The following is a 19,029-nucleotide window of genomic DNA, read 5'->3' on the forward strand; positions in this document are numbered from 1 at the left end:
GCGTGGCCAAGGTGACTCGGGATGACGTGGCAAGACTTGCGGGTACTTCGACCGCGGTCGTCAGTTACGTCATCAACAACGGACCCAGGCCGGTCGCCCCGGCCACGCGCGAGCGGGTACTCGCCGCGATCAAGGAGCTGGGGTACCGGCCCGACAGGGTTGCCCAGGCCATGGCCTCGCGGCGCACGGACCTCATAGGCATGATCGTGCCGGACGCGCGCCAGCCGTTCTTCGCGGAGATGACGCACGCCGTCGAACAGGCGGCGTCCGAGCGCGGAAAGATGGTCCTGGTCGGGAACTCCGACTACGTGGAGGAGCGCGAGACGCACTACCTCCGCGCCTTCCTCGGCATGCGGGTCTCCGGCCTCATCCTCGTCAGCCACGGTCTGACCGACCAGGCCGCCGCCGAGATCGACGCGTGGGACGCGCGCGTGGTGCTGCTCCACGAGCGGCCCGAGGCCATCGACGACGTCGCGGTCGTCACGGACGACGTGGGCGGCGCGCAGCTCGCCACCCGCCACCTCCTGGAACACGGTCACCAGTACGTCGCCTGTGTCGGCGGCACGGCCGAGACCCCGACCGTCGGCGACCCCGTCTCCGACCACGTCGAGGGCTGGCGGCGCGCGATGCGGGAGGCCGGGCGGTCGGTGGAGGGGCGGCTCTTCGAAGCGCCGTACAACCGCTACGACGCGTACCAGGTGGGCCTGGAGCTCCTCGCCCGCCCGGACAGGCCCACCGCGATCTTCTGCTCCACGGACGACCAGGCGATCGGCATCCTGCGGGCGGCGCGCGAGCTGCGCATCGACGTGCCGGGCGAGCTGGCCGTGGCCGGCTTCGACGACGTGAAGGAGGCGGGGCTCACGGACCCGCCGCTGACGACGGTCGCGTCGGACCGGCCCGCGATGGCGCGGGCGGCGGTGGACCTGGTCCTGGACGACGGGCTGCGGGTCGCGGGGTCGCGGCGTGAGCGGCTGAAGCTGTTCCCGTCCCGGCTGGTGGTCCGGCAGTCCTGCGGCTGCAAGTAGGACCCTGCCGCAAGCAGGACACCGCCGACAGCCGCGCGACCCGCCTTTATATCGGGCATACGCACTTCTGCCGGGCTTCTCAGGACGTACTCAGGCAGCTCTCATGTACGCCGGACAGTCTCGTGGTCATGACCGAGACCTTCCGCCACAGCGGCGAGTACCCCCAGCAGCAGTCGGCAGCGCCTGTGCACCACGGCGGTACGCAGGGAGGCACCGCGCACGGCGCGTGGCCGCCCCCGCCCGCCTTCGCGCCGGAAGAACCTCAGGCACCCGCCCCACGGCGGCGCCGCGCCAAGGGCCCGGTGGCCCTCATCGCCGCCGTCGCGATAGCGGCGGCCGCGGTGGGCGGCGGCACCGCGTACGCCGTGCAGACGCTGACCGGCAGGGACGGCGGCACCTCCGCGACCAGCACCGACGTCGTGCCGACGAGCAAGAAGGGCACCGTCTCGGGGGTCGCCGAGGCGGTCAGCCCCAGCATCGTCGAGGTCGGCGCCCAGACGGCCCAGGGCAAGTCGACGGGCTCCGGGGTCATCACGACGAGCGACGGCGAGATCGTCACCAACAACCACGTCATCGCGGGCGCCACGTCGGTCAAGGTGCGGACGAACGACGGCAAGACGTACGACGCCGAAGTCGTCGGCACCGACAGCAAGAAGGACCTCGCCCTCCTCGAGCTCAAGGGCGCGTCCGGGCTCAAGCCGGCCACCCTCGGCAACTCCGACAACGTCAGGGTCGGTGACGAGGTCGTCGCCATCGGCTCCCCCGAGGGCCTCACCGGCACGGTCACCAGCGGCATCGTCTCCGCGCTCGACCGCGACGTCACGGTGCCCACGGGGGAGGGCCAGGAACAGCCGCAGAACCCGGAGGGCGGCTGGCCGTTCGAGTTCGACGGGCGCCAGTTCAACGGTGACACGGGCTCGTCCAAGACCACGTACAAGGCACTGCAGACCGACGCCTCCCTCAACCCCGGCAACTCCGGCGGCGCCCTCATCGACATGAACGGCAACATCATCGGCATCAACTCGGCCATGTACTCGCCCAGTTCGTCGCAGGGCGGCTCGGAGTCGGCGTCCTCCGGCAGTGTCGGCCTCGGCTTCGCCATACCGATCGACGCGGTCAAGGACGACCTCGGCAAGCTGCGGTCGGGCTCGAAGACCTGATCCGGGGTGCACCTGGGGCGCCCCGCCCGCCCTCGCGTGCGAGGCTGATACCGGCCCCGTCCCGCCCCACCGACCCGAGGAAGTCCGCATCCCATGAGCCCCGCCGAAGGCGACCGCACCGGTGACCGCGAGCAGCAACGCATCCTGATCGTGGACGACGAACCCGCCGTGCGGGAGGCGCTGCGACGCAGCCTCGCCTTCGAGGGGTACGGCACCGAGGTCGCGGTCGACGGCGCCGACGCGCTGGAGAAGGCGACCGCGTACCGCCCGGACCTCGTCGTCCTCGACATCCAGATGCCCCGCATGGACGGCCTGACCGCCGCGCGCAGGCTCCGCTCCACCGGATCGACCACCCCGATCCTGATGCTGACGGCGCGCGACACCGTCGGCGACCGCGTCACGGGACTCGACGCGGGCGCCGACGACTACCTGGTCAAGCCGTTCGAGCTGGACGAGCTCTTCGCCCGGATCCGCGCGCTGCTGCGCCGCAGTTCGTACGCTCCCGGGGCCGGACAGGACCCGGAGGGCGACACGCTCGCCTTCGCCGACCTGCGGATGGACCTCGCGACGCGCGAGGTCACGCGGGGTACGCGGACCGTGGAGCTGACCCGCACGGAGTTCACGCTCCTGGAGATGTTTCTCGCCCACCCGCGCCAGGTCCTGACCCGCGAGCAGATCCTCAAGGCGGTCTGGGGCTTCGACTTCGAGCCGTCGTCCAACTCCCTCGACGTGTACGTCATGTACCTGCGCCGCAAGACGGAGGCGGGCGGGGAACCGCGTCTCGTACACACGGTGCGGGGTGTCGGGTACGTGCTGCGGGGCGGCGAGTGAACAGGGTCCTGCGGCGGTTCCGCGGGCTGCCACTGCGGTCGCGGCTCGCACTGCTCGTGGCCACGGCCGTGGCGCTCGCGGTGGCGGCGGCGGCGGTGACGTGCTGGTTCGTGGTGCGCAACGCGTTGCTGGACTCGCTGGACGACGCGCTGAGCAGCAACCGGCCGAAGCAGGGCGAGGTGATCCAGCAGATCGACATCGACGCGGTGGCGGGCGGCGCGCGCTGTCTGCGGGAGATCCCGGGCCGCGACCAGCCGGACCTCTACAAGCAGATCATCCAGGTCGTCGCCGAGAACGGCTCGAACTGCATCGTGCTGGGCCGCCAGTCCATCGAGGTCGACGCGTCGGACACCGCGGTGGCCGCGCGCGAGCGGTCGGCGACGTACCACGACACCACCGCGGCGAACGGCGAGAAGTACCGGGTCTACACCTACCCGCTGGAGGACTACCCGCAGCTGCAGCTCGCCGTCTCCGTGGCCCGCCCCTACAGCGAGATCGACGACACGCTCGACAACCTCGCCCTGATCCTCCTCGTCGTCGCCGGTGTCGGCGTCCTGGGCGCGGGCGCGGCGGGACTGTGGGTGGCCCGCACGGGCCTCCGCCCCGTGGACCAGCTCACCGCGGCGGTGGAACACGTGGCCCGCACCGAAGACCTCTCCCTCCGCATCCCCGTGGAGGGAGACGACGAGATCGCCCGCCTGTCGGAGTCCTTCAACTCGATGACCGCCTCACTGGCGTCGTCCCGCGACCTCCAGCAGCAACTGATCGCGGACGCCGGCCACGAACTCCGTACCCCGCTCACCTCTCTGCGCACGAACATCGAGCTGCTGGCGAGGAGCGAGGAGACGGGCCGGGCCATCCCGCCCGACGACCGCAGGGCGCTGCTCGCGTCGGTCACCGCGCAGATGACGGAGCTGGCCGCGCTCATCGGCGACCTGCAGGAACTGTCCCGCCCCGACGCGGGCACCGCGGACGGCGACGGAGACGGGGGCGGCAAGATCCAGGTGATCCCGTTCCACGACCTCACCAGGACCGCCCTCGCCCGCGCGAGGCTGCGCGGCCCCGAACTGACGATCACCGCGGAACTGGCCCCCTGGTACGTCCGCGCGGAGCCCCCCGCCCTGGAGCGCGCCATCGTCAACGTCCTGGACAACGCGGTGAAGTTCAGCCCGCCGGGCGGCACGGTGGAGGTCACGCTGGACCGCGGCCGTCTGACGGTCCGCGACCACGGTCCCGGCATCCCCGAGGACGAACTCCCCCATGTCTTCGACCGCTTCTGGCGCTCCCCCTCGGCCCGCTCCCTCCCCGGCTCGGGCCTGGGCCTGTCGATCGTGGCCCGCACGGTCCGCCAGTCGGGCGGCGAGGTGACGCTGGAGGCGGCGGAGGGCGGCGGAACGGTGGCGACGGTACGGCTGCCGGGGGCGGCGACACCACCACCGGAGTCGCCGGCCCTGTAGCGCTACTGCCCGACGCCGATCCCCGAACCCGCGATCCGCACCCGGATGCCCTCCTTCTCCACCGTCACGTCGCGCAACGCCACCGTCCCGGCCCCCGGCAGCTTCGGCAGCCGGAAGGCGAGGGTGAGGCGGTCGGCGAGGACAGGGCGGGTGAGCTGGGAGAGGCCGTTCAGGAGGGCGGGGTCCAGGCCGAGCTTCTTCAGGAGCTCGGGGTGGCCCATCGCGACATCGATGAGGTTCAGGCCCATGACGTCGTTCACGAAGCGCGGCGAGCCCGTGAGGTCGTTGAGCTTGGCGTCGCTCTTCAGCGCCTCGCGGACCACGCCCCGCGGTACGCCGAGCCGCTCGACGATCGCCGGGACGGACAACAGCGCCTTGGCCTTGGACGTCTCCTCGGCGACGCGGTCGGCGGACTTCCGCGACAGGTGCAGGCCCTCCTTCTCCCGCGTACCCGGACGGTACGTCGCCAGGTCGCCGAGTTGCAGGCTCATGCCGCCGATGTCGGTGGAGATGCCGCGGTCGCCGTTGCGCTGGATGCGGGCATCGGCGCGGACCTTGAGGTCGTGTCCGGCGACGGGCAGCGTGCCGCGCGCGAGGACCTCGTCCTTGCCGCGGCCGGTGAACGTCACCTGGGAAGCGCCCAGTTCACGGTTGAGGTCGTCGAAGGAGAGCAGGACCTCGCCGTTCATCTCGCCGATGCTCGCGCCCTTGATGGAGGTGGGCCCGTCACCGTTGATGGTGACGTTCGTGGCGGTCGCGGAGACCTTCGCGAGTGAGATCCGGTCGGCCGCGACGTCGGGGACGGTGACCTTCACCTTGTCGACGCGCTTGTCGAGGACCTGGGTGAGGAAGGGGAACCCCTCGATGTCGACCTCGGGCGCCGCGCTCAGATTCATCTGGTCCTTGAGCTTCTCCGCGGCCTCGTGCTCGGCGTAGAGCAGCGCCCAGCGGTCGCCGAGCGCGAGGAACGCGGCGGCCACGAGGACCGCGACCAGGGCCTTCGCGGCGAGCGGAAGCCCCGCGAAGCGGTTGCGGCGGCGGCTGCCGCGCCGGTGATTGGGCGGAGTCCAGGGCTTCTCGGCCTCGGCCGTGTCACCGTCGCTCTTCTCCTCGTGGAGGAAGTCCTCCAGCGGGTTCGGCGCGAGGGCGGCCAGTTCGTCGTACGGATTGCTGTAGTCGGTCCGGGCGGTGCGGTCGTCGTCGATAGGCGCATCCGGAGGATGCGTGGCTATGCGGTGGGGGGAACGCATCGAGCGATCTCACCATACGTTCACACCCCACCCCAAACCTTACTCCCGGTAAGAGCCGGTTTCCGCCGGTACTTGCGGGCCGTGAGATTGCCTACTTCACGATGGTGATCCGGTCGGCCTTCGGGGGCGCGATCGGCTTGTCCGCAGAGGAGTTGGCGGTCAGGTAGTCGTTGAACGCCTTCAGGTCGTCGCTGCCGACGACCGGCTTCGTCCCCTTGCCGAGCTCCGCGAAGCCGTCACCGCCGCCCGCGAGGAACGAGTTCATCGCGACGCGGTACGTGGCCGCCGGGTCGATCGCCTTGCCGTTCAGCTTGATCGAGTCGGCGACGACACGGTCCGCGCCCGTCTTGGTCATGTCCAGCGTGTACGTCAGCCCCTGCGACACCTGCAGGATCTTCGGCGACGCCTCGTTCGACCCGCTGACCTGCTGCTTCAGCCCGGTGACGAGCTGCGCGCCGGTCAGGTCGACCAGATTGACGGTGTTGCTGAACGGCTGCACGGTGAACGCCTCGCCGTACGTGACGACGCCGTCACCCTCGCTGCCGCTCGCCTTGTACACGATGTCGGAGCGGATGCCGCCCGGGTTCATCAGCGCGAGATCGGCTTCCGGGTCGATGGACTTGGCGTGCGCGAGCTGCGCGTCGGAGATGAGGTCGCCGAGGGGGGACTCGGGGACGCCGGCGCCACGCCCCGGGATGTCCCCGGAGACGTACCCCACGGCCTTGTTGGCGACGGGCGCGGCGAGCTTGTCCCAGCGCGAGATCAGCGAGGTCATGTCCGGGGCCTTGGCCTGTTCACGGCTGACGACGTGGTTCGCGGACCGCACGCTCGTCCGGACGATGTCCTTGGTCTTCCGGTCGTACGTGAGCGTCGTGTCGGTGTAGAGCTTCCCGAAGGACGAGGCCGAGGTCACCATGCGCGGCTTGCCCGCGGGGTCGGGGATGGTGCAGACGTACGCGTTGTGGGTGTGCCCCGTGACGAGGGCGTCGACCTTGGGCGTGATGCCCTTGGCGATGGTGGTGACGGGCCCGGAGATCCCGTCGCCCGCGCCGGGCGAGTCGCAGTCGTAGTTGTACGTCTGGCTCTTCGGCACGCCGCCCTCGTGGATGAGCGTGACGATGGACTTCACGCCCTGCTTGTCGAGGATCTTCGCGTACTTGTTGACGGTCTCGATCTCGTCGTGGAACTTCAGCCCCTTGACGCCGTCGGCGGAGACGATGTCAGGCGTGCCTTCGAGCGTCACACCAATGAAACCGACCTTGACGCCCTTGTGCTTCCACACCCAGTAGGGCTTGAGGATGGGCTTGCCGGTCTTCTCGTCGGTGACGTTGGCGGCGAGATACGGGTAGTCCGCCCCCTCGAACTTCTTCTCCTTGCCGCCCTTCCCCTTCTCGAAGCAGCCGTCCTTGGGGTGACAGCCGCCGTTCTGCATGCGGGCCAGCTCCTTGGCCCCCTCGTCGAACTCGTGGTTGCCGACGCTGGTGACGTCCAGGTCGAGCTTGTTCATCGCCTCGACGGTGGGCTCGTCGTGGAAGAGCCCGGAGAGCAGCGGGCTGGCGCCGATGAGGTCACCGGCGGCGGCGGTGACGCTGTACGGGTTGCCCTTCCTGGCGGTACGCAGCGACGTGGCGAGGTACTCGACCCCGCCGGCGTCGATCTTCTTCTCGCTCCCGTCGGCCTGCCGCTCCGTCACCTGGCCCGAGGACCCGGCGGGCGGCTGCAGATTCCCGTGGAAGTCGTTGAACGACAGGAGCTGCACGTCGACGGTGCGCGAGTGCTTTCCCTTGCTCCCTCCGCCCGGGTGATCCTGCCCCGCACTGGCGGGCAGGGACGCGGCCAGCGCCCCGACGGTGGCGAGCCCCGCCGCGACGGCGAGGACACGGGTGGCACGACGCCTTGGCCGTCGATGCTTGGGTATGGCGGACACGTGTTCCCCCCGGGGGGTTAGGAGTACGGACGACGCAGACAGCGTCGGAAGCCTAAGGTCAACGCGCGTAGCGCAACAGAGGGTCGCTGGTTACGACCTGATTGCCCTTGAGCGTCCCCAAGGTGTGCGTCACGGAACACCCCACCCCCCGAGGCGCCCCGCCAGAATAGGAACATGACTCACGACCGCCCCGCCGCCGACGCCCCCTCCCCCCTCCGCAAGATCGACACTCTCGACGAACTCACCCCCGCGCAGGCCGAAGCCGTGCTCGAACTCCTCGCCGAGGCGGCCCGTACGGACGGGCAGCAGGCGGTGTCCGAGCAGGGCCGGCTCCAGCTGCGCGGCGGCGCCCGCGACGGCGTCCGGCACCTGCTGCTCACCGTCGAGGACCAGCTCCTCGGCTACGCGCAGCTGGAGGACACCGACCCCGTCGAGGCCCCCGCCGCCGAGCTCGTCGTGCACCCGTCGCGCCGCGGGCACGGGCACGGCAGGGCGCTCGGCACCGCGCTGCTGGCCGAGTCGGGCCGCCGCCTGCGCGTGTGGGCGCACGGCGGTCACTCCGCGGCCCGCCACCTGGCCCAGGTGCTCGGGCTCGCCCTCTTCCGCGAACTGCGCCAGATGCGGCGCCCCTTGGCGGACCTGGACCTGCCGGATCCGACGCTGCCGGAGGGGATTTCCGTACGCACCTTCGTACCCGGACAGGACGACGAGGCGTGGCTCGCGGTGAACGCGGAGGCCTTCGCCCACCACCCCGAGCAGGGCGCCCTGACCCAGCGCGACCTGGACGACCGCAAGGCGGAGCCGTGGTTCGACCCGGCGGGCTTCTTCCTGGCCGTGCGGGAGAGCGACGGCGAACTGGTCGGCTTCCACTGGACGAAGGTGCACGCCGAGGAGCGGCTCGGGGAGGTGTACGTCGTGGGCGTACGGCCGGGGGCCCAGGGCGGCGGCCTCGGCAAGGCGCTGACGACGACGGGCCTGCGCCACCTCGCGGAGGCGGGTCTGCCGACGGCGATGCTGTACGTGGACGCGGACAACAAGGCGGCCGTGAGCGTCTACGAACGCCTCGGCTTCGTCACGCACGAGACCGACCTGATGTACCGCACGGAGTCGTAGGAACCGCACCGCATCCGTACTTCCGCACCCCGAGGGGGCGGCGTCACTTGACGCCGCCCCTTTCCTGCACCACCCTTTCACTACTCAATTAGTGAAAGGGTGGTGCAAGCAGTGGTCGAGTACCGCATCGACCGGCGCAGCGGCGTCGCCACCTATCTCCAGATCGTCCAGCAGACCCGCCAGGCACTCCGCCTCGGCCTGCTGGAACCCGGCGACAAGCTGCCCACGGCCCGCGAGGTCGTCGAGGCCACGGCCATCAACCCGAACACCGTGCTGAAGGCGTACCGAGAGCTGGAGCGCGAGGGCCTGGTCGAGGCCCGGCGCGGCCTCGGCACGTTCGTCCGCCGGACGCTCGGCGCCGCACCGGCCGACTCGCCGCTCCGGGGGGAGCTCGCCGAGTGGGCCGCGCGGGCCCGGCGGGCGGGACTGGAGAGGGACGACGTGGCGGCGCTGTTCACGGCCGTACTGGAAGAACAGTTCGGCGCGCCGCAGGCCCAGGAGACGCGCCCGCGGCCATCACAAGCACCCCAGGGGGACTCCGCATGACCGACACCGCCATCGAGGCGACCGCACTGACCAAACGCTTCCGGCGCGGACACGCCCTGCGGGACTGCACGTTCCGCCTGCCCACCGGCCGCGTCTGCGCGGTCGTCGGCCCGAACGGCGCGGGCAAGTCGACGCTGCTCACCCTCGCGGCGGGCCTCGACCGCCCCACGTCCGGCACGATCCGCGTCCTCGGCACGGGCCCCGCCGAAGCCCGCACCCGCATCGCGTACGTCGCCCAGGACAAACCGCTCCACCCGCAGCTGACCATCGCCGACACCCTGCGGCTCGGCGCCGAACTCAACGCCGGCATCTGGGACACGGCCGCCGCCGAGCGCGTCGTCAGCGGCGGCGGCGGACTCGACCGCACCGCCCGCATCCGTACGCTCTCCGGCGGCCAGCGCACCCGCGTCGCGCTCGCCCTCGCCCTCGGCAAGCGCGCCGAACTCCTCCTCCTGGACGAGCCGATGGCCGACCTCGACCCCCTCGCCAGGCACCAGCTGATGGGCACGCTGATGGCGGAGGCCGCCGAGCACGGCACGACGGTCGTCATGTCCTCGCACATCGTGAGCGAACTGGCGGAAGCCTGCGACTACTTGCTCCTGATGTCCGGCGGCGGCATCCGGCTCGCGGGCGGCATCGACGACCTCATCGGCGCGCACCGCCTGGTCACGGGCCGCGGCCCGGCGGACCGGCTCCACCCGCACACCGTCGTCGAGTCCCGCGCCGCGGGGCGCGGCCTGACGGCGCTCATCCGCACCGAGGGCCCGGTCGGCGACGACTGGGACGTCGAAGAGCCTTCCCTGGAGGAACTGTTGCTGGCCCACCTGCGCGCACCGGAGGCGCCACCGCTCCTCTCCCCCGGCAGCACGCCCGTGGCACGCGGTGCGCAGGAGTCGGGGGTGTCCGCGTGACCGCGACGACGACCGCGCCCGCGGCGCGGCAGGACCGCCGCGCCGCCTTCGCTCTCCCGGGCCCGTACCGCGCGGTGCTGCGCCAGCACCGCACGGTCCTGTGGATTCTGCTCGGCCTCTTCGCGCTCGGCACCGCCGCGCTGGCCGCCGACCGCCTGTGGGTGAGCCACGCCGCCGACGTCTTCGCGGCGACGGACTGCACCATCACGAACACGACACCGGGCTGCGGCGGCAAGGTCCGCGGCTACCTCGACGCCGAGCTCCAGTTCGACCGGAACCTCGACTACGCGGGCATGGCCATGCTCGGACTGCCCTGTCTCATCGGGGCGTTCGTCGCCGGACCGATCGTCGCGAGGGACCTGGAGTCGGGCACGTACAAATGGGCCTGGACACAGTCGGTCACCCCGGCCCGCTGGCTCGCCACCCGTCTCACCGTGGTCGCCGCACTCGTGGTGAGCGGAGTGGTGCTGTTCACCGCGGTCCAGCGGTGGGCGTGGACCACCGGCCCTGAGCTCGAATACGGCCGGGCGCCCTGGTACGAGCGGGCCATGTACGGCTCCTTGGGCACGGTCGGCATCGGGTACGCCCTGCTCGGCCTCGCCATCGGGGCCCTCGCCGGGCTCGTGACGCGCGACGTTTTGCGCGCCATGGCGGCTGCCACGGGCTTCACCTTCATCGCGGTCGTTCTGCTGCCGCTGGCCCGTCCCCACCTGTGGGCGACCGAGACGATCAGCTGGGCACAGACGTATCCCCGGGCCACGCCCGACTTCGGCCTGCTGGTGGAACGCGGCATGCTCACCGCCGACGGGAAACGGCTGCCGGAGTCGCTGTGCTGGGACTCGGCCAGGGACCCCGATCCGTGCTACGCCGAGCACCAAGTCACCGGCTGGTACAGCGACTTCCACCCCTCGTCCCACTTCTGGCCCCTCCAGCTCGTGGAGACCGGCATCCTGCTGTTGCTGGCCGCCGCCGTCACGTACGCCGCGTTCCGCTTCTTGCGCCGCCGCGTGGCCTGAACCGTACGATCGGCCGGAGGCACCACGCTGTAGACGCCCCGGAGCCTTCGGCCGATGTCCCGCACGTCATGTCGCCGTAACCACTCATTCAGACAGCCTTGCGACGCTCGCTCAATGCAGCCCGCCGCGCCCGACCCGTCCCCGGAGAACGGGAGCGCTTCCCCGGCAAACGGGAAGCGACGCCTCACTCCCGCGCTCTCCGACGCGCCCATCGTCGTGCCCGCGCGGAACAATGGGTCCATGAGCCAGCAGAACACGCAAGGAAATGTGCAGCACGCCCAGCCTTCCGTGGGTTCCATCGCCGCGCACCGACCCGCCACCATCGCCGCCACCGTCTCCGACCTCGACCCCGACATCGACGCGGATCTCGACGCCTACGACGAGGACGCCGCGGTCGGCCACGACGGCGCCGAGCTGCCCCAGGGGCGTTTCCTGGACCGGGAGCGCAGCTGGCTCGCGTTCAACGAGAGGGTGCTCGAACTCGCCGAGGACCCGAACACGCCCCTCCTCGAACGGGCGAATTTCCTGGCGATCTTCGCGTCGAACCTGGACGAGTTCTTCATGGTCCGGGTGGCGGGCCTGAAGCGCCGCATCGCCACCGGTGTCGCCACCCGTTCGGCCTCGGGCCTGCAGCCCCGCGAGGTCCTCGAACTCATCTGGAACCGCTCCCGCGAGCTCATGGCCCGGCACGCCGCCTGCTACCAGGAGGACGTCGCGTCCGGCCTCGCCGACGAGGGCATCCACCTGGTGCGCTGGCACGAGCTGACCGAGAAGGAGCAGTCCCGGCTCTTCACGCTCTTCCGGCAGCAGATCTTCCCCGTCCTGACCCCGCTGGCCGTCGATCCCGCGCACCCCTTCCCGTACATCTCGGGGCTCTCGCTGAACCTCGCCGTGGTCGTCCGCAACCCGGTGTCCGGGCACCAGCACTTCGCACGTGTGAAGGTCCCTCCGCTGCTCTCGCGGTTCCTGGAGGCGTCCCCGCAGCGGTACGTGCCCATCGAGGACGTCATCGCCGCGCCCGCGCATCTCCAGGAGCTCTTCCCGGGCATGGAGATCCAGGAGCACCACATGTTCCGGCTCACCAGGAACGAGGACCTGGAGGTCGAGGAGGACGACGCCGAGAACCTGCTCCAGGCCCTGGAGAAGGAGCTCATGCGGCGCCGCTTCGGGCCGCCGGTGCGACTTGAGGTCGAGGAGTCCATCGCGCCGAACATCCTCAGCCTGCTGGTGCGCGAGCTGAAGATCAGCGAGGCTGAGGTCTACCCGCTGCCCGGACCGCTCGACCTCACCGGTCTCTTCAGCATCGCCAAGCTGGACCGGCCCGAGCTGAAGTACCCGAAGTTCGTGGCGGGCACCCACCGCGACCTCGCCGAGGTCGAGTCGGCGTCGGCCCCCGACATCTTCGCCGCCCTTCGCGAACGCGACGTACTCCTGCACCACCCGTACGACTCGTTCTCCACCTCCGTGCAGGCGTTCCTGGAGCAGGCCGCGTCCGACCCGGACGTCCTCGCGATCAAGCAGACGCTGTACCGGACGTCGGGCGACTCCCCCATAGTCGACGCGCTGATCGACGCCGCCGAGTCCGGCAAGCAGGTCCTCGTCCTCGTCGAGATCAAGGCCCGCTTCGACGAGCAGGCCAACATCAAGTGGGCGCGGAAGCTTGAGGAGGCCGGCTGCCATGTGGTCTACGGCCTCGTCGGCCTGAAGACGCACTGCAAGCTGTCCCTCGTCGTGCGCCAGGAGGGCGAGACCCTCGTCCGGTACTCGCACGTGGGCACCGGCAACTACCACCCCAAGACCGCCCGCCTCTACGAGGACCTGGGGCTGCTCACCTCCAACGCGGAGGTCGGCGCGGACCTCTCCGACCTCTTCAACCGGCTCTCCGGTTACTCCCGCAGGGAGACCTACCGCCGCCTGCTCGTCGCCCCCAAGTCCCTGCGCGACGGCCTCATCTCCCGCGTCAACAAGGAGATACAGCACCACAGGGCGGGCCGCCCCGCCTACGTCCGCATCAAGGTCAACTCGATGGTCGACGAGGCCGTCGTCGACGCGCTGTACCGTGCGTCGCAGGCGGGCGTCGAGGTGGACGTGTGGGTGCGCGGCATCTGCGCGGTCCGTCCCGGCGTCGAGGGGCTCTCGGAGAACATCCGGGTCCGTTCCGTCCTCGGCCGCTTCCTCGAACACTCCCGCGTCTTCGCCTTCGGCAACGGCGGCGAACCGGAGGTGTGGATCGGCAGCGCCGACATGATGCACCGCAATCTCGACCGCCGCATCGAGGCGCTGGTCAGGGTCCAGGACCCGGCGCACCGGGCGGCCCTCAGCCGGCTCCTCGAGACCGGCATGTCGGACACCACGGCCTCCTGGCACCTGGGCGCGGACGGCAACTGGACCCGCCACTCGGCGGACCAGGACGGCCAGCCGCTGCGCAACGTGCAGGAGATGCTCATAGACGCCCGGAGGCGCCGGCGTGGCACAGCAACACCATGAGATGACGGACACGGGTACGGGAGCGGGGCCGGGCACCGGCGGTGAGGCCCTCGCGGGCTATCTGCAGGACCAGGCCACGGAATTCCTCCGCTCGCTGCGGCTGCACCGCGAGTCCAGCACGGACGCGCAGGGCGCGGAGGAGTCCCTGGAGGCCGCCCGCTCCCTGCGCCGTGCGGCCCGTCGCATCGGCGCCACCCTCCACACGTTCCGTCCGCTCCTCGACGCGGAGTGGGCGTCGTCGCTCCGCCCCGAACTGGCCTGGCTCTCCGGCACGCTGGGCCAGGAACACGCGTACGCCACCCGCCTGGACCGCCTCCTGGAGGCCCTGCACCGCCTGTCGGGGCCCTCACCGGTACCGGCCCCGGCCACGCGGCCCGCGTCGGCCGCCCTCGCCGCCTCGGGCGCGGGAGGCCGCACGGCACGGCAGAACGGCTGGACGCAGCAGCCCCCGGTGCCGAGCGCCGCCGACAGCGGCACCCCGCGCGGTCTCGCGGTCGGCGCCGCCAAGGCCGCCGCCCTCCTGGAGCGACAGCTCACACTCGCGAGGACCCGCGCCCACTCCACCGCCCTCCAGGCGTTCGGCTCCTCCCGTTTCCACGCGGTGGCGGACCACGTGGCCGTCCTGGCCAGCGAGGTCCCCCTGAGCGGGACGGCGGAGGACCTCGGGCTCCTCGCGGACCAGGCGGAGGCGGCGCTCGCCGAGGCCGTCGCCGCCCTCCCCCTCGGCCAGGCGGGCCACCCCTACAACGCGGGCGCGCTCTCCCACGGCCTCGCGCCCACGGACACCGCCCCGGACGCCCAGGACGCCCCCTGGCTGAAGGTCCGCTCACTGCTGCGCCTGTACCGGTACGCACAGGAGGTCCTCCTCGGCCACGACCGTCACGACCCACGCATCGCGGACGCGAGCCACGCCCTGAACGTCCACCGCGAGGCGGCGGCAGCGGCGGCGGCGGCGGCCCACGCGGCACGGACCCCGCGGATCGCACCCGCCACGGCGTACGCGCTGGGAGTGCTCCACGCCGACCAGCGCCACGAGGTCGAGGCGGCCCGGTTCGTGTTCCAGCGGGCGTGGCTGCGCGAGGAGACCAGGAGGACCCGGTGACGTACGGGAAAGAAGAGCGGACCGGCGAGGAGGGCACGGTCCTCGCGGCCGGCTGCGTCCTGTGGCGCCCGGCCCTCTCCGGGCGGGGCGGCATCGAACTCGCCCTGGTGCACCGGCCCAAGTGGTCGGACTGGTCCCACCCGAAGGGCAAGCTGAAGCGCGGGGAGACGGCGCGGGACGCGGCGCTGCGCGAAGTGCTGGAGGAGACCGGCATGACGTGCGCGCTCGGCGCCGAACTGCCCACCGCCCACTACCGGGACGCGCAGGACCGCCCCAAGGAGGTCCGCTACTGGGCCGCCGAGGCGCTCTCCGGCACGTTCGTGCCCAACTCCGAGGTGTCGCACCTGCGGTGGCTGTCGCCCGACGAGGCCCGCCGCCTGCTGACGCGCGAGCGGGACGCCGAACTCGTCACCGACCTGCTGGCGGCCCTGGCCGCACCGCGGGGCAGGGCCTGAGCGGTCCGGACCGACTAAGCAGCCGTACGCCGCCGCGCGCGGCACTCCCTGCAGTACGCCCTGCCGACCCAGACAGCTGTGGTGGCGATGGCGAGCCAGACGGCGACGCCGCCGAGGAACGGGTAGATCATGCGCTGATCGTATCCGGCGCTCACGCACGACCAGCAAGCCTGACTCCGCGTAGTGGATCAGCTACTTTTTGTAGCGGAAAGTCTAACCGGGCCGACCGCCGAGGTTCACCCGCCGTTCACTCGTGCCCATCGGCCGCTTCACCTGCCCTGCCTAATTTCGGCCTTACAACACGACGCAAGTCATCGCACGCCGCCAGCAAAGGGTCGGCGGCTCCCGGAAGGAAGACCCGAAGTGAAGCTTCAGCGCAAGAACCGGCTCCGCGCCCTCTCCCTCGGCGCCCTCGCCGTCTCCGGCGCCCTGGCCCTCACGGCGTGCGGCTCCGACGACACCAGCTCCGGCGACGGCGGCAAGGAGACCAACGCCAACGCCAACATCAAGTGCGACGACGCCAAGGGCCAGCTCGCGGCCTCCGGCTCGTCCGCACAGAAGAACGCGATCGACGCCTGGCGGAAGGTCTACACGACCAACTGCAAGGACGTGCAGCTGAACTACAACCCGACGGGTTCGGGCGCCGGCATCACCGCGTTCCTCCAGGGCCAGACCGCGTTCGCCGGTTCGGACTCGGCGCTGAAGCCCGACGAGATCGAGAAGTCGAAGAAGGTCTGCTCGAACAGCCAGGCCATCGACCTGCCCATGGTGGGCGGCCCGATCGCCATCGGCTACAACGTCCCCGGCGTCGACAGCCTGACCCTGGACGCCAAGACCCTGGCCGACATCTTCAACAACAAGATCAAGTCCTGGGACGACAAGGCGATCAAGAAGCTCAACCCCGACGCCAAGCTCCCCAGCACCAAGATCCAGCCCTTCCACCGCTCCGACGAGTCCGGCACCACGGACAACTTCACCAAGTACCTGAAGGGCGCCGCCCCGAGCGCCTGGCCCTACGAGCCGGGCAAGTCGTGGGAGCCCAAGGGCGGCCAGTCCGCGAACGGTTCGGCCGGTGTCGCGGGTCAGGTCAAGCAGACCGCGGGCGCCATCTCGTACTTCGAGCTCTCCTACGCCGGTGAGGGCGTCAAGACCGTCGACCTGAAGACCGAGGCGAAGGAGCCGGTGAAGGCCACCGTCGACAACGCCTCCAAGGCCATCTCCGAGGCCAAGGTCGTCGGCAAGGGCAAGGACCTCGCCCTGGAGCTGAACTACAAGCCGACCGCCGAGGGCGCCTACCCGATCACCCTCGTGACGTACGAGATCGTCTGCGAGAAGGGCAACAAGAAGGACACCCTCGCCGCCACCAAGTCCTTCCTCACCTACATCGCCGGCGAGGACGGCCAGCAGGTCCTCAAGGACAACGACTACGCGCCGATCCCGGCCGAGATCATCACCAAGGTCCGCTCCACCGTCGCGGGCCTGAGCTAGCTGAACCGAGTGCGGCCGGCCCCGCGGAACCAGGGCCGGCCGCACCGTCCGGTGCACCGCCGCCACGGAGCGCCTGCGACACCCGCACGGCGCCTCCGCAGACCGGAGAACCCCATGGACATACCAAGCAATACGACCGCATCCCCGCCTGTCGACGACATCAAGCCGACGGCCCCGGTGGACAAGGCAGCCGCACGCGGCGCCACCCGACCCGGCGACAAGATCTTCCTCGGCCTCTCCCGTGGCTCCGGGATCGTGCTCCTCGTGATCATGGCGGCCATCGCCGCGTTCCTGACGTACCGCACGACCGTCGCCCTCGCCGACAACACCGGCAACTTCCTCACCACCTTCGAGTGGGACCCCGCCGGCATCAACAGCGACGGCAAGCCGTACTTCGGCATCGCCGTCCTGGTCTTCGGCACCGTGGTCAGCTCGATCATCGCCCTCGCGATCGCGGTCCCCGTCGCCATCGGCATCGCGCTCTTCATCTCGCACTACGCGCCGCGCAAGCTGGCCGCCCCCATCGCCTACGTGATCGACCTGCTGGCCGCCGTGCCCTCGATCGTGTACGGCCTGTGGGGCGCCCTCGTGGTCGCCCCCAACCTCACCGGCTTCTACAGCTGGCTCGACGACTACCTCGGCTGGACCGGCGTCTTCTCGTACAACGGCGAGGCCCCGCGCTCCCTGATGACCGTCGGCATCCTCCTCGCGATCATGATCCTGCCGATCATCACGAACGTGAGCCGCGAGGTCTTCCTCCAGGCCCCGAAGATGCACGAGGAGGCCGCACTGGCCCTCGGCGCCACGCGCTGGGAGGTCATCCGCATGTCGGTGCTGCCCTTCGGCCGCTCCGGCATCATCTCCGCCTCGATGCTGGGCCTCGGCCGCGCGCTCGGCGAGACGATCGCCGTCGCCACCGTCCTCTCGCCGAACTTCCTCATCAACACCTCGGTGCTCGACTACGGCGGCGGCACCTTCGCGCAGAACATCGCCAGCAAGTTCAACGAGGCCAGTGAGTACGGGCAGGACGCGCTCATCGCCTCCGGCCTGGTGCTCTTCATCATCACGCTGCTGGTCAACGGCGCGGCCCGCCTGATCATCGCGCGCCGCAAGGAGTACTCGGGGGCCAACGCATGAGCACCACGACACCCACCCCCACCGGCCCGCTCGTCAAGCGGCCGAGCACCCTCAAGGCCGCGACGCTCCCCCGCTGGACGCCGGCGGCCATGGCCGCGGGATCCGCCGCCGTCGCCGTCGGCATCGGCGCCGCGGCGGGCCTGGAGAGCCGCATCCAGTGGGGCCTGATAGCCGCGCTCCTGTTCATCACCGGCTCGTACGTCCTCGCGATGACCGTCGAGGGCACCCGCCAGGCCAAGGACCGCCTCGCCACCTCGCTGGTGTGGGTCATGTTCCTGCTCGCCGTGGTCCCGCTCGCCTCGCTGATCTACGAGACCGTGCAGCGCGGCATCAAGGTCTTCGACGGCTACTTCCTGACCCACTCCATGGGCGTCGTGGCCGACGAGGAGACCGGCGGCGGCATCTACCACGCGATCATCGGCACCCTGGAGCAGGTGCTCCTCGCCTCCGTGATCGCCGTGCCGATCGGCCTGCTCACCGCGGTCTACCTCGTCGAGTACGGGCGCGGGAAGCTCGCCAAGACCGTCACGTTCTTCGTGGACGTCATGACCGGCATCCCCTCGATCGTCGCGGGCCTGTTCGTCCTCAGCTTCTGGATCCTCATCCTCGAGTTCGACTACTCCGGCTGGGCCGGCGCCATGGCGCTCGCCATCCTGATGATGCCGGTGATCGTGCGCTCCACCGAGGAGATGCTCAAGCTCGTCCCGAACGAGCTGCGCGAGGCGTCGCTCGCCCTCGGCGTGCCGAAGTGGCGGACGATCCTCAAGGTCGTCCTGCCGACCGCGATCGGCGGCATCACCACGGGCGTCATGCTCGCGGTGGCCCGCATCGCCGGCGAGACCGCGCCGGTCCTGCTCCTGGTCTGGGTGAACCCCCTGATCAACACGAACCCGTTCGACGGGGCGCAGGGCTCGCTGCCGCTGTACATCTACCAGCAGTACGCGGCCGGCACACAGGCGTCGTACGACCGGGCCTGGGCCGCGGCGCTCGCCCTCATCGGCTTCATCATGATCCTCAACATGGCGGCACGCGCCGTAGCGCGCTGGAAGGCCCCCAAGACGGGCCGCTGAGGCGGCCACATCAGCGACCCTCAGCACGCTCCACCTTTTCGAAAGCAGTGATCC

Annotated in this window: 16 protein-coding genes; 14 read left to right on the forward strand and 2 right to left on the reverse strand. The window is 70.8% G+C overall.

Annotation, left to right across the window (positions count from 1 at the left end; all coding sequences use genetic code 11):
• Positions 1 to 2: 2 nt before the first annotated feature.
• The 4 genes from DEJ47_RS17735 to DEJ47_RS17750 all read left to right on the forward strand — a co-directional run bounded on the left by DEJ47_RS17735 (position 3) and on the right by DEJ47_RS17750 (position 4,473).
• A complete protein-coding gene (locus DEJ47_RS17735; RefSeq protein ID WP_150169512.1) occupies positions 3 to 1,025 on the forward strand; it encodes a LacI family DNA-binding transcriptional regulator in 1,023 nt (340 codons plus the stop codon).
• A gap of 128 nt (positions 1,026 to 1,153) precedes the next feature.
• Positions 1,154 to 2,185 carry a S1C family serine protease gene (locus DEJ47_RS17740; protein ID WP_150169514.1) on the forward strand — a complete coding sequence of 344 codons (1,032 nt, stop codon included), beginning with the start codon at positions 1,154 to 1,156 and terminating at the stop codon, positions 2,183 to 2,185.
• A gap of 93 nt (positions 2,186 to 2,278) precedes the next feature.
• Complete coding sequence (locus DEJ47_RS17745; protein ID WP_150169516.1) at positions 2,279 to 3,016, forward strand: response regulator transcription factor; 738 nt, start codon at positions 2,279 to 2,281, stop codon at positions 3,014 to 3,016.
• On the forward strand, positions 3,013 to 4,473 hold the full coding sequence (locus tag DEJ47_RS17750) for a sensor histidine kinase (protein WP_150169518.1): 1,461 nt from the start codon (positions 3,013 to 3,015) through the stop codon (positions 4,471 to 4,473). Before DEJ47_RS17745 ends, DEJ47_RS17750 begins: the two co-directional genes overlap by 4 nt.
• 2 nt (positions 4,474 to 4,475) lie before the next feature.
• Here the strand turns inward: DEJ47_RS17750 and DEJ47_RS17755 are convergent, their stop codons facing one another.
• Positions 4,476 to 5,723 carry a DUF2993 domain-containing protein gene (locus tag DEJ47_RS17755; RefSeq protein ID WP_150169520.1) on the reverse strand — a complete coding sequence of 416 codons (1,248 nt, stop codon included), beginning with the start codon at positions 5,721 to 5,723 and terminating at the stop codon, positions 4,476 to 4,478.
• A 91-nt stretch (positions 5,724 to 5,814) separates the two neighbouring features.
• Positions 5,815 to 7,650 carry a bifunctional metallophosphatase/5'-nucleotidase gene (locus DEJ47_RS17760; protein ID WP_150169522.1) on the reverse strand — a complete coding sequence of 612 codons (1,836 nt, stop codon included), beginning with the start codon at positions 7,648 to 7,650 and terminating at the stop codon, positions 5,815 to 5,817.
• A 174-nt stretch (positions 7,651 to 7,824) separates the two neighbouring features.
• On the opposite strand from DEJ47_RS17760, the gene mshD reads away from it, so the two are divergent.
• The 10 genes from mshD (at position 7,825) to pstA (ending at position 18,975) form a co-directional block, all read left to right on the forward strand.
• Complete coding sequence (gene mshD / locus DEJ47_RS17765; protein ID WP_150169524.1) at positions 7,825 to 8,763, forward strand: mycothiol synthase; 939 nt, start codon at positions 7,825 to 7,827, stop codon at positions 8,761 to 8,763.
• Between the two features lie 111 nt (positions 8,764 to 8,874).
• Entirely contained in the window at positions 8,875 to 9,309 is a 435-nt protein-coding gene (locus DEJ47_RS17770; protein ID WP_150175712.1) for a GntR family transcriptional regulator, read from the forward strand.
• The gene (locus DEJ47_RS17775) at positions 9,306 to 10,220 is read left to right on the forward strand and encodes an ABC transporter ATP-binding protein (protein WP_150169526.1); all 915 of its coding nucleotides are present in this window, start codon (positions 9,306 to 9,308) and stop codon (positions 10,218 to 10,220) included. Before DEJ47_RS17770 ends, DEJ47_RS17775 begins: the two co-directional genes overlap by 4 nt.
• Positions 10,217 to 11,236, forward strand: coding sequence for a hypothetical protein (locus tag DEJ47_RS17780; RefSeq protein WP_150169528.1), 1,020 nt, complete (start codon positions 10,217 to 10,219; stop codon positions 11,234 to 11,236). Before DEJ47_RS17775 ends, DEJ47_RS17780 begins: the two co-directional genes overlap by 4 nt.
• A gap of 114 nt (positions 11,237 to 11,350) precedes the next feature.
• On the forward strand, positions 11,351 to 13,723 hold the full coding sequence (locus tag DEJ47_RS17785; RefSeq protein ID WP_398337630.1) for an RNA degradosome polyphosphate kinase: 2,373 nt from the start codon (positions 11,351 to 11,353) through the stop codon (positions 13,721 to 13,723).
• Complete coding sequence (locus DEJ47_RS17790; protein WP_150169530.1) at positions 13,704 to 14,825, forward strand: CHAD domain-containing protein; 1,122 nt, start codon at positions 13,704 to 13,706, stop codon at positions 14,823 to 14,825. Before DEJ47_RS17785 ends, DEJ47_RS17790 begins: the two co-directional genes overlap by 20 nt.
• The gene (locus DEJ47_RS17795; protein WP_150169532.1) at positions 14,822 to 15,280 is read left to right on the forward strand and encodes an NUDIX hydrolase; all 459 of its coding nucleotides are present in this window, start codon (positions 14,822 to 14,824) and stop codon (positions 15,278 to 15,280) included. The genes DEJ47_RS17790 and DEJ47_RS17795 overlap by 4 nt, the downstream gene beginning before the upstream one ends.
• Positions 15,281 to 15,643: 363 nt before the next feature.
• On the forward strand, positions 15,644 to 16,768 hold the full coding sequence (gene pstS, locus DEJ47_RS17800) for a phosphate ABC transporter substrate-binding protein PstS (protein WP_150169533.1): 1,125 nt from the start codon (positions 15,644 to 15,646) through the stop codon (positions 16,766 to 16,768).
• Between the two features lie 114 nt (positions 16,769 to 16,882).
• Positions 16,883 to 17,905 carry a phosphate ABC transporter permease subunit PstC gene (pstC, locus tag DEJ47_RS17805; protein WP_150169535.1) on the forward strand — a complete coding sequence of 341 codons (1,023 nt, stop codon included), beginning with the start codon at positions 16,883 to 16,885 and terminating at the stop codon, positions 17,903 to 17,905.
• Complete coding sequence (pstA, locus tag DEJ47_RS17810; protein ID WP_150169537.1) at positions 17,902 to 18,975, forward strand: phosphate ABC transporter permease PstA; 1,074 nt, start codon at positions 17,902 to 17,904, stop codon at positions 18,973 to 18,975. The genes pstC and pstA overlap by 4 nt, the downstream gene beginning before the upstream one ends.
• Positions 18,976 to 19,029 lie beyond the last annotated feature (54 nt).

Origin of the sequence: Streptomyces venezuelae (assembly GCF_008642355.1) — a bacterium.
GTDB classification, from domain to species: Bacteria; Actinomycetota; Actinomycetes; order Streptomycetales; family Streptomycetaceae; genus Streptomyces; species Streptomyces venezuelae_B.

Excerpts from the sequence above, each read along its gene's own strand:
- DEJ47_RS17740 (WP_150169514.1), top strand. The coding sequence starts at position 1,154 with ATGACCGAGACCTTCCGCCACAGCGGCGAGTACCCCCAGCAGCAGTCG.
- DEJ47_RS17745 (WP_150169516.1), top strand. The coding sequence starts at position 2,279 with ATGAGCCCCGCCGAAGGCGACCGCACCGGTGACCGCGAGCAGCAACGC.
- DEJ47_RS17755 (WP_150169520.1), bottom strand. The coding sequence starts at position 5,723 with ATGCGTTCCCCCCACCGCATAGCCACGCATCCTCCGGATGCGCCTATC.
- mshD (WP_150169524.1), top strand. The coding sequence starts at position 7,825 with ATGACTCACGACCGCCCCGCCGCCGACGCCCCCTCCCCCCTCCGCAAG.
- DEJ47_RS17775 (WP_150169526.1), top strand. The coding sequence starts at position 9,306 with ATGACCGACACCGCCATCGAGGCGACCGCACTGACCAAACGCTTCCGG.
- DEJ47_RS17785 (WP_398337630.1), top strand. The coding sequence starts at position 11,351 with ATGCAGCCCGCCGCGCCCGACCCGTCCCCGGAGAACGGGAGCGCTTCC.
- pstC (WP_150169535.1), top strand. The coding sequence starts at position 16,883 with ATGGACATACCAAGCAATACGACCGCATCCCCGCCTGTCGACGACATC.
- pstA (WP_150169537.1), top strand. The coding sequence starts at position 17,902 with ATGAGCACCACGACACCCACCCCCACCGGCCCGCTCGTCAAGCGGCCG.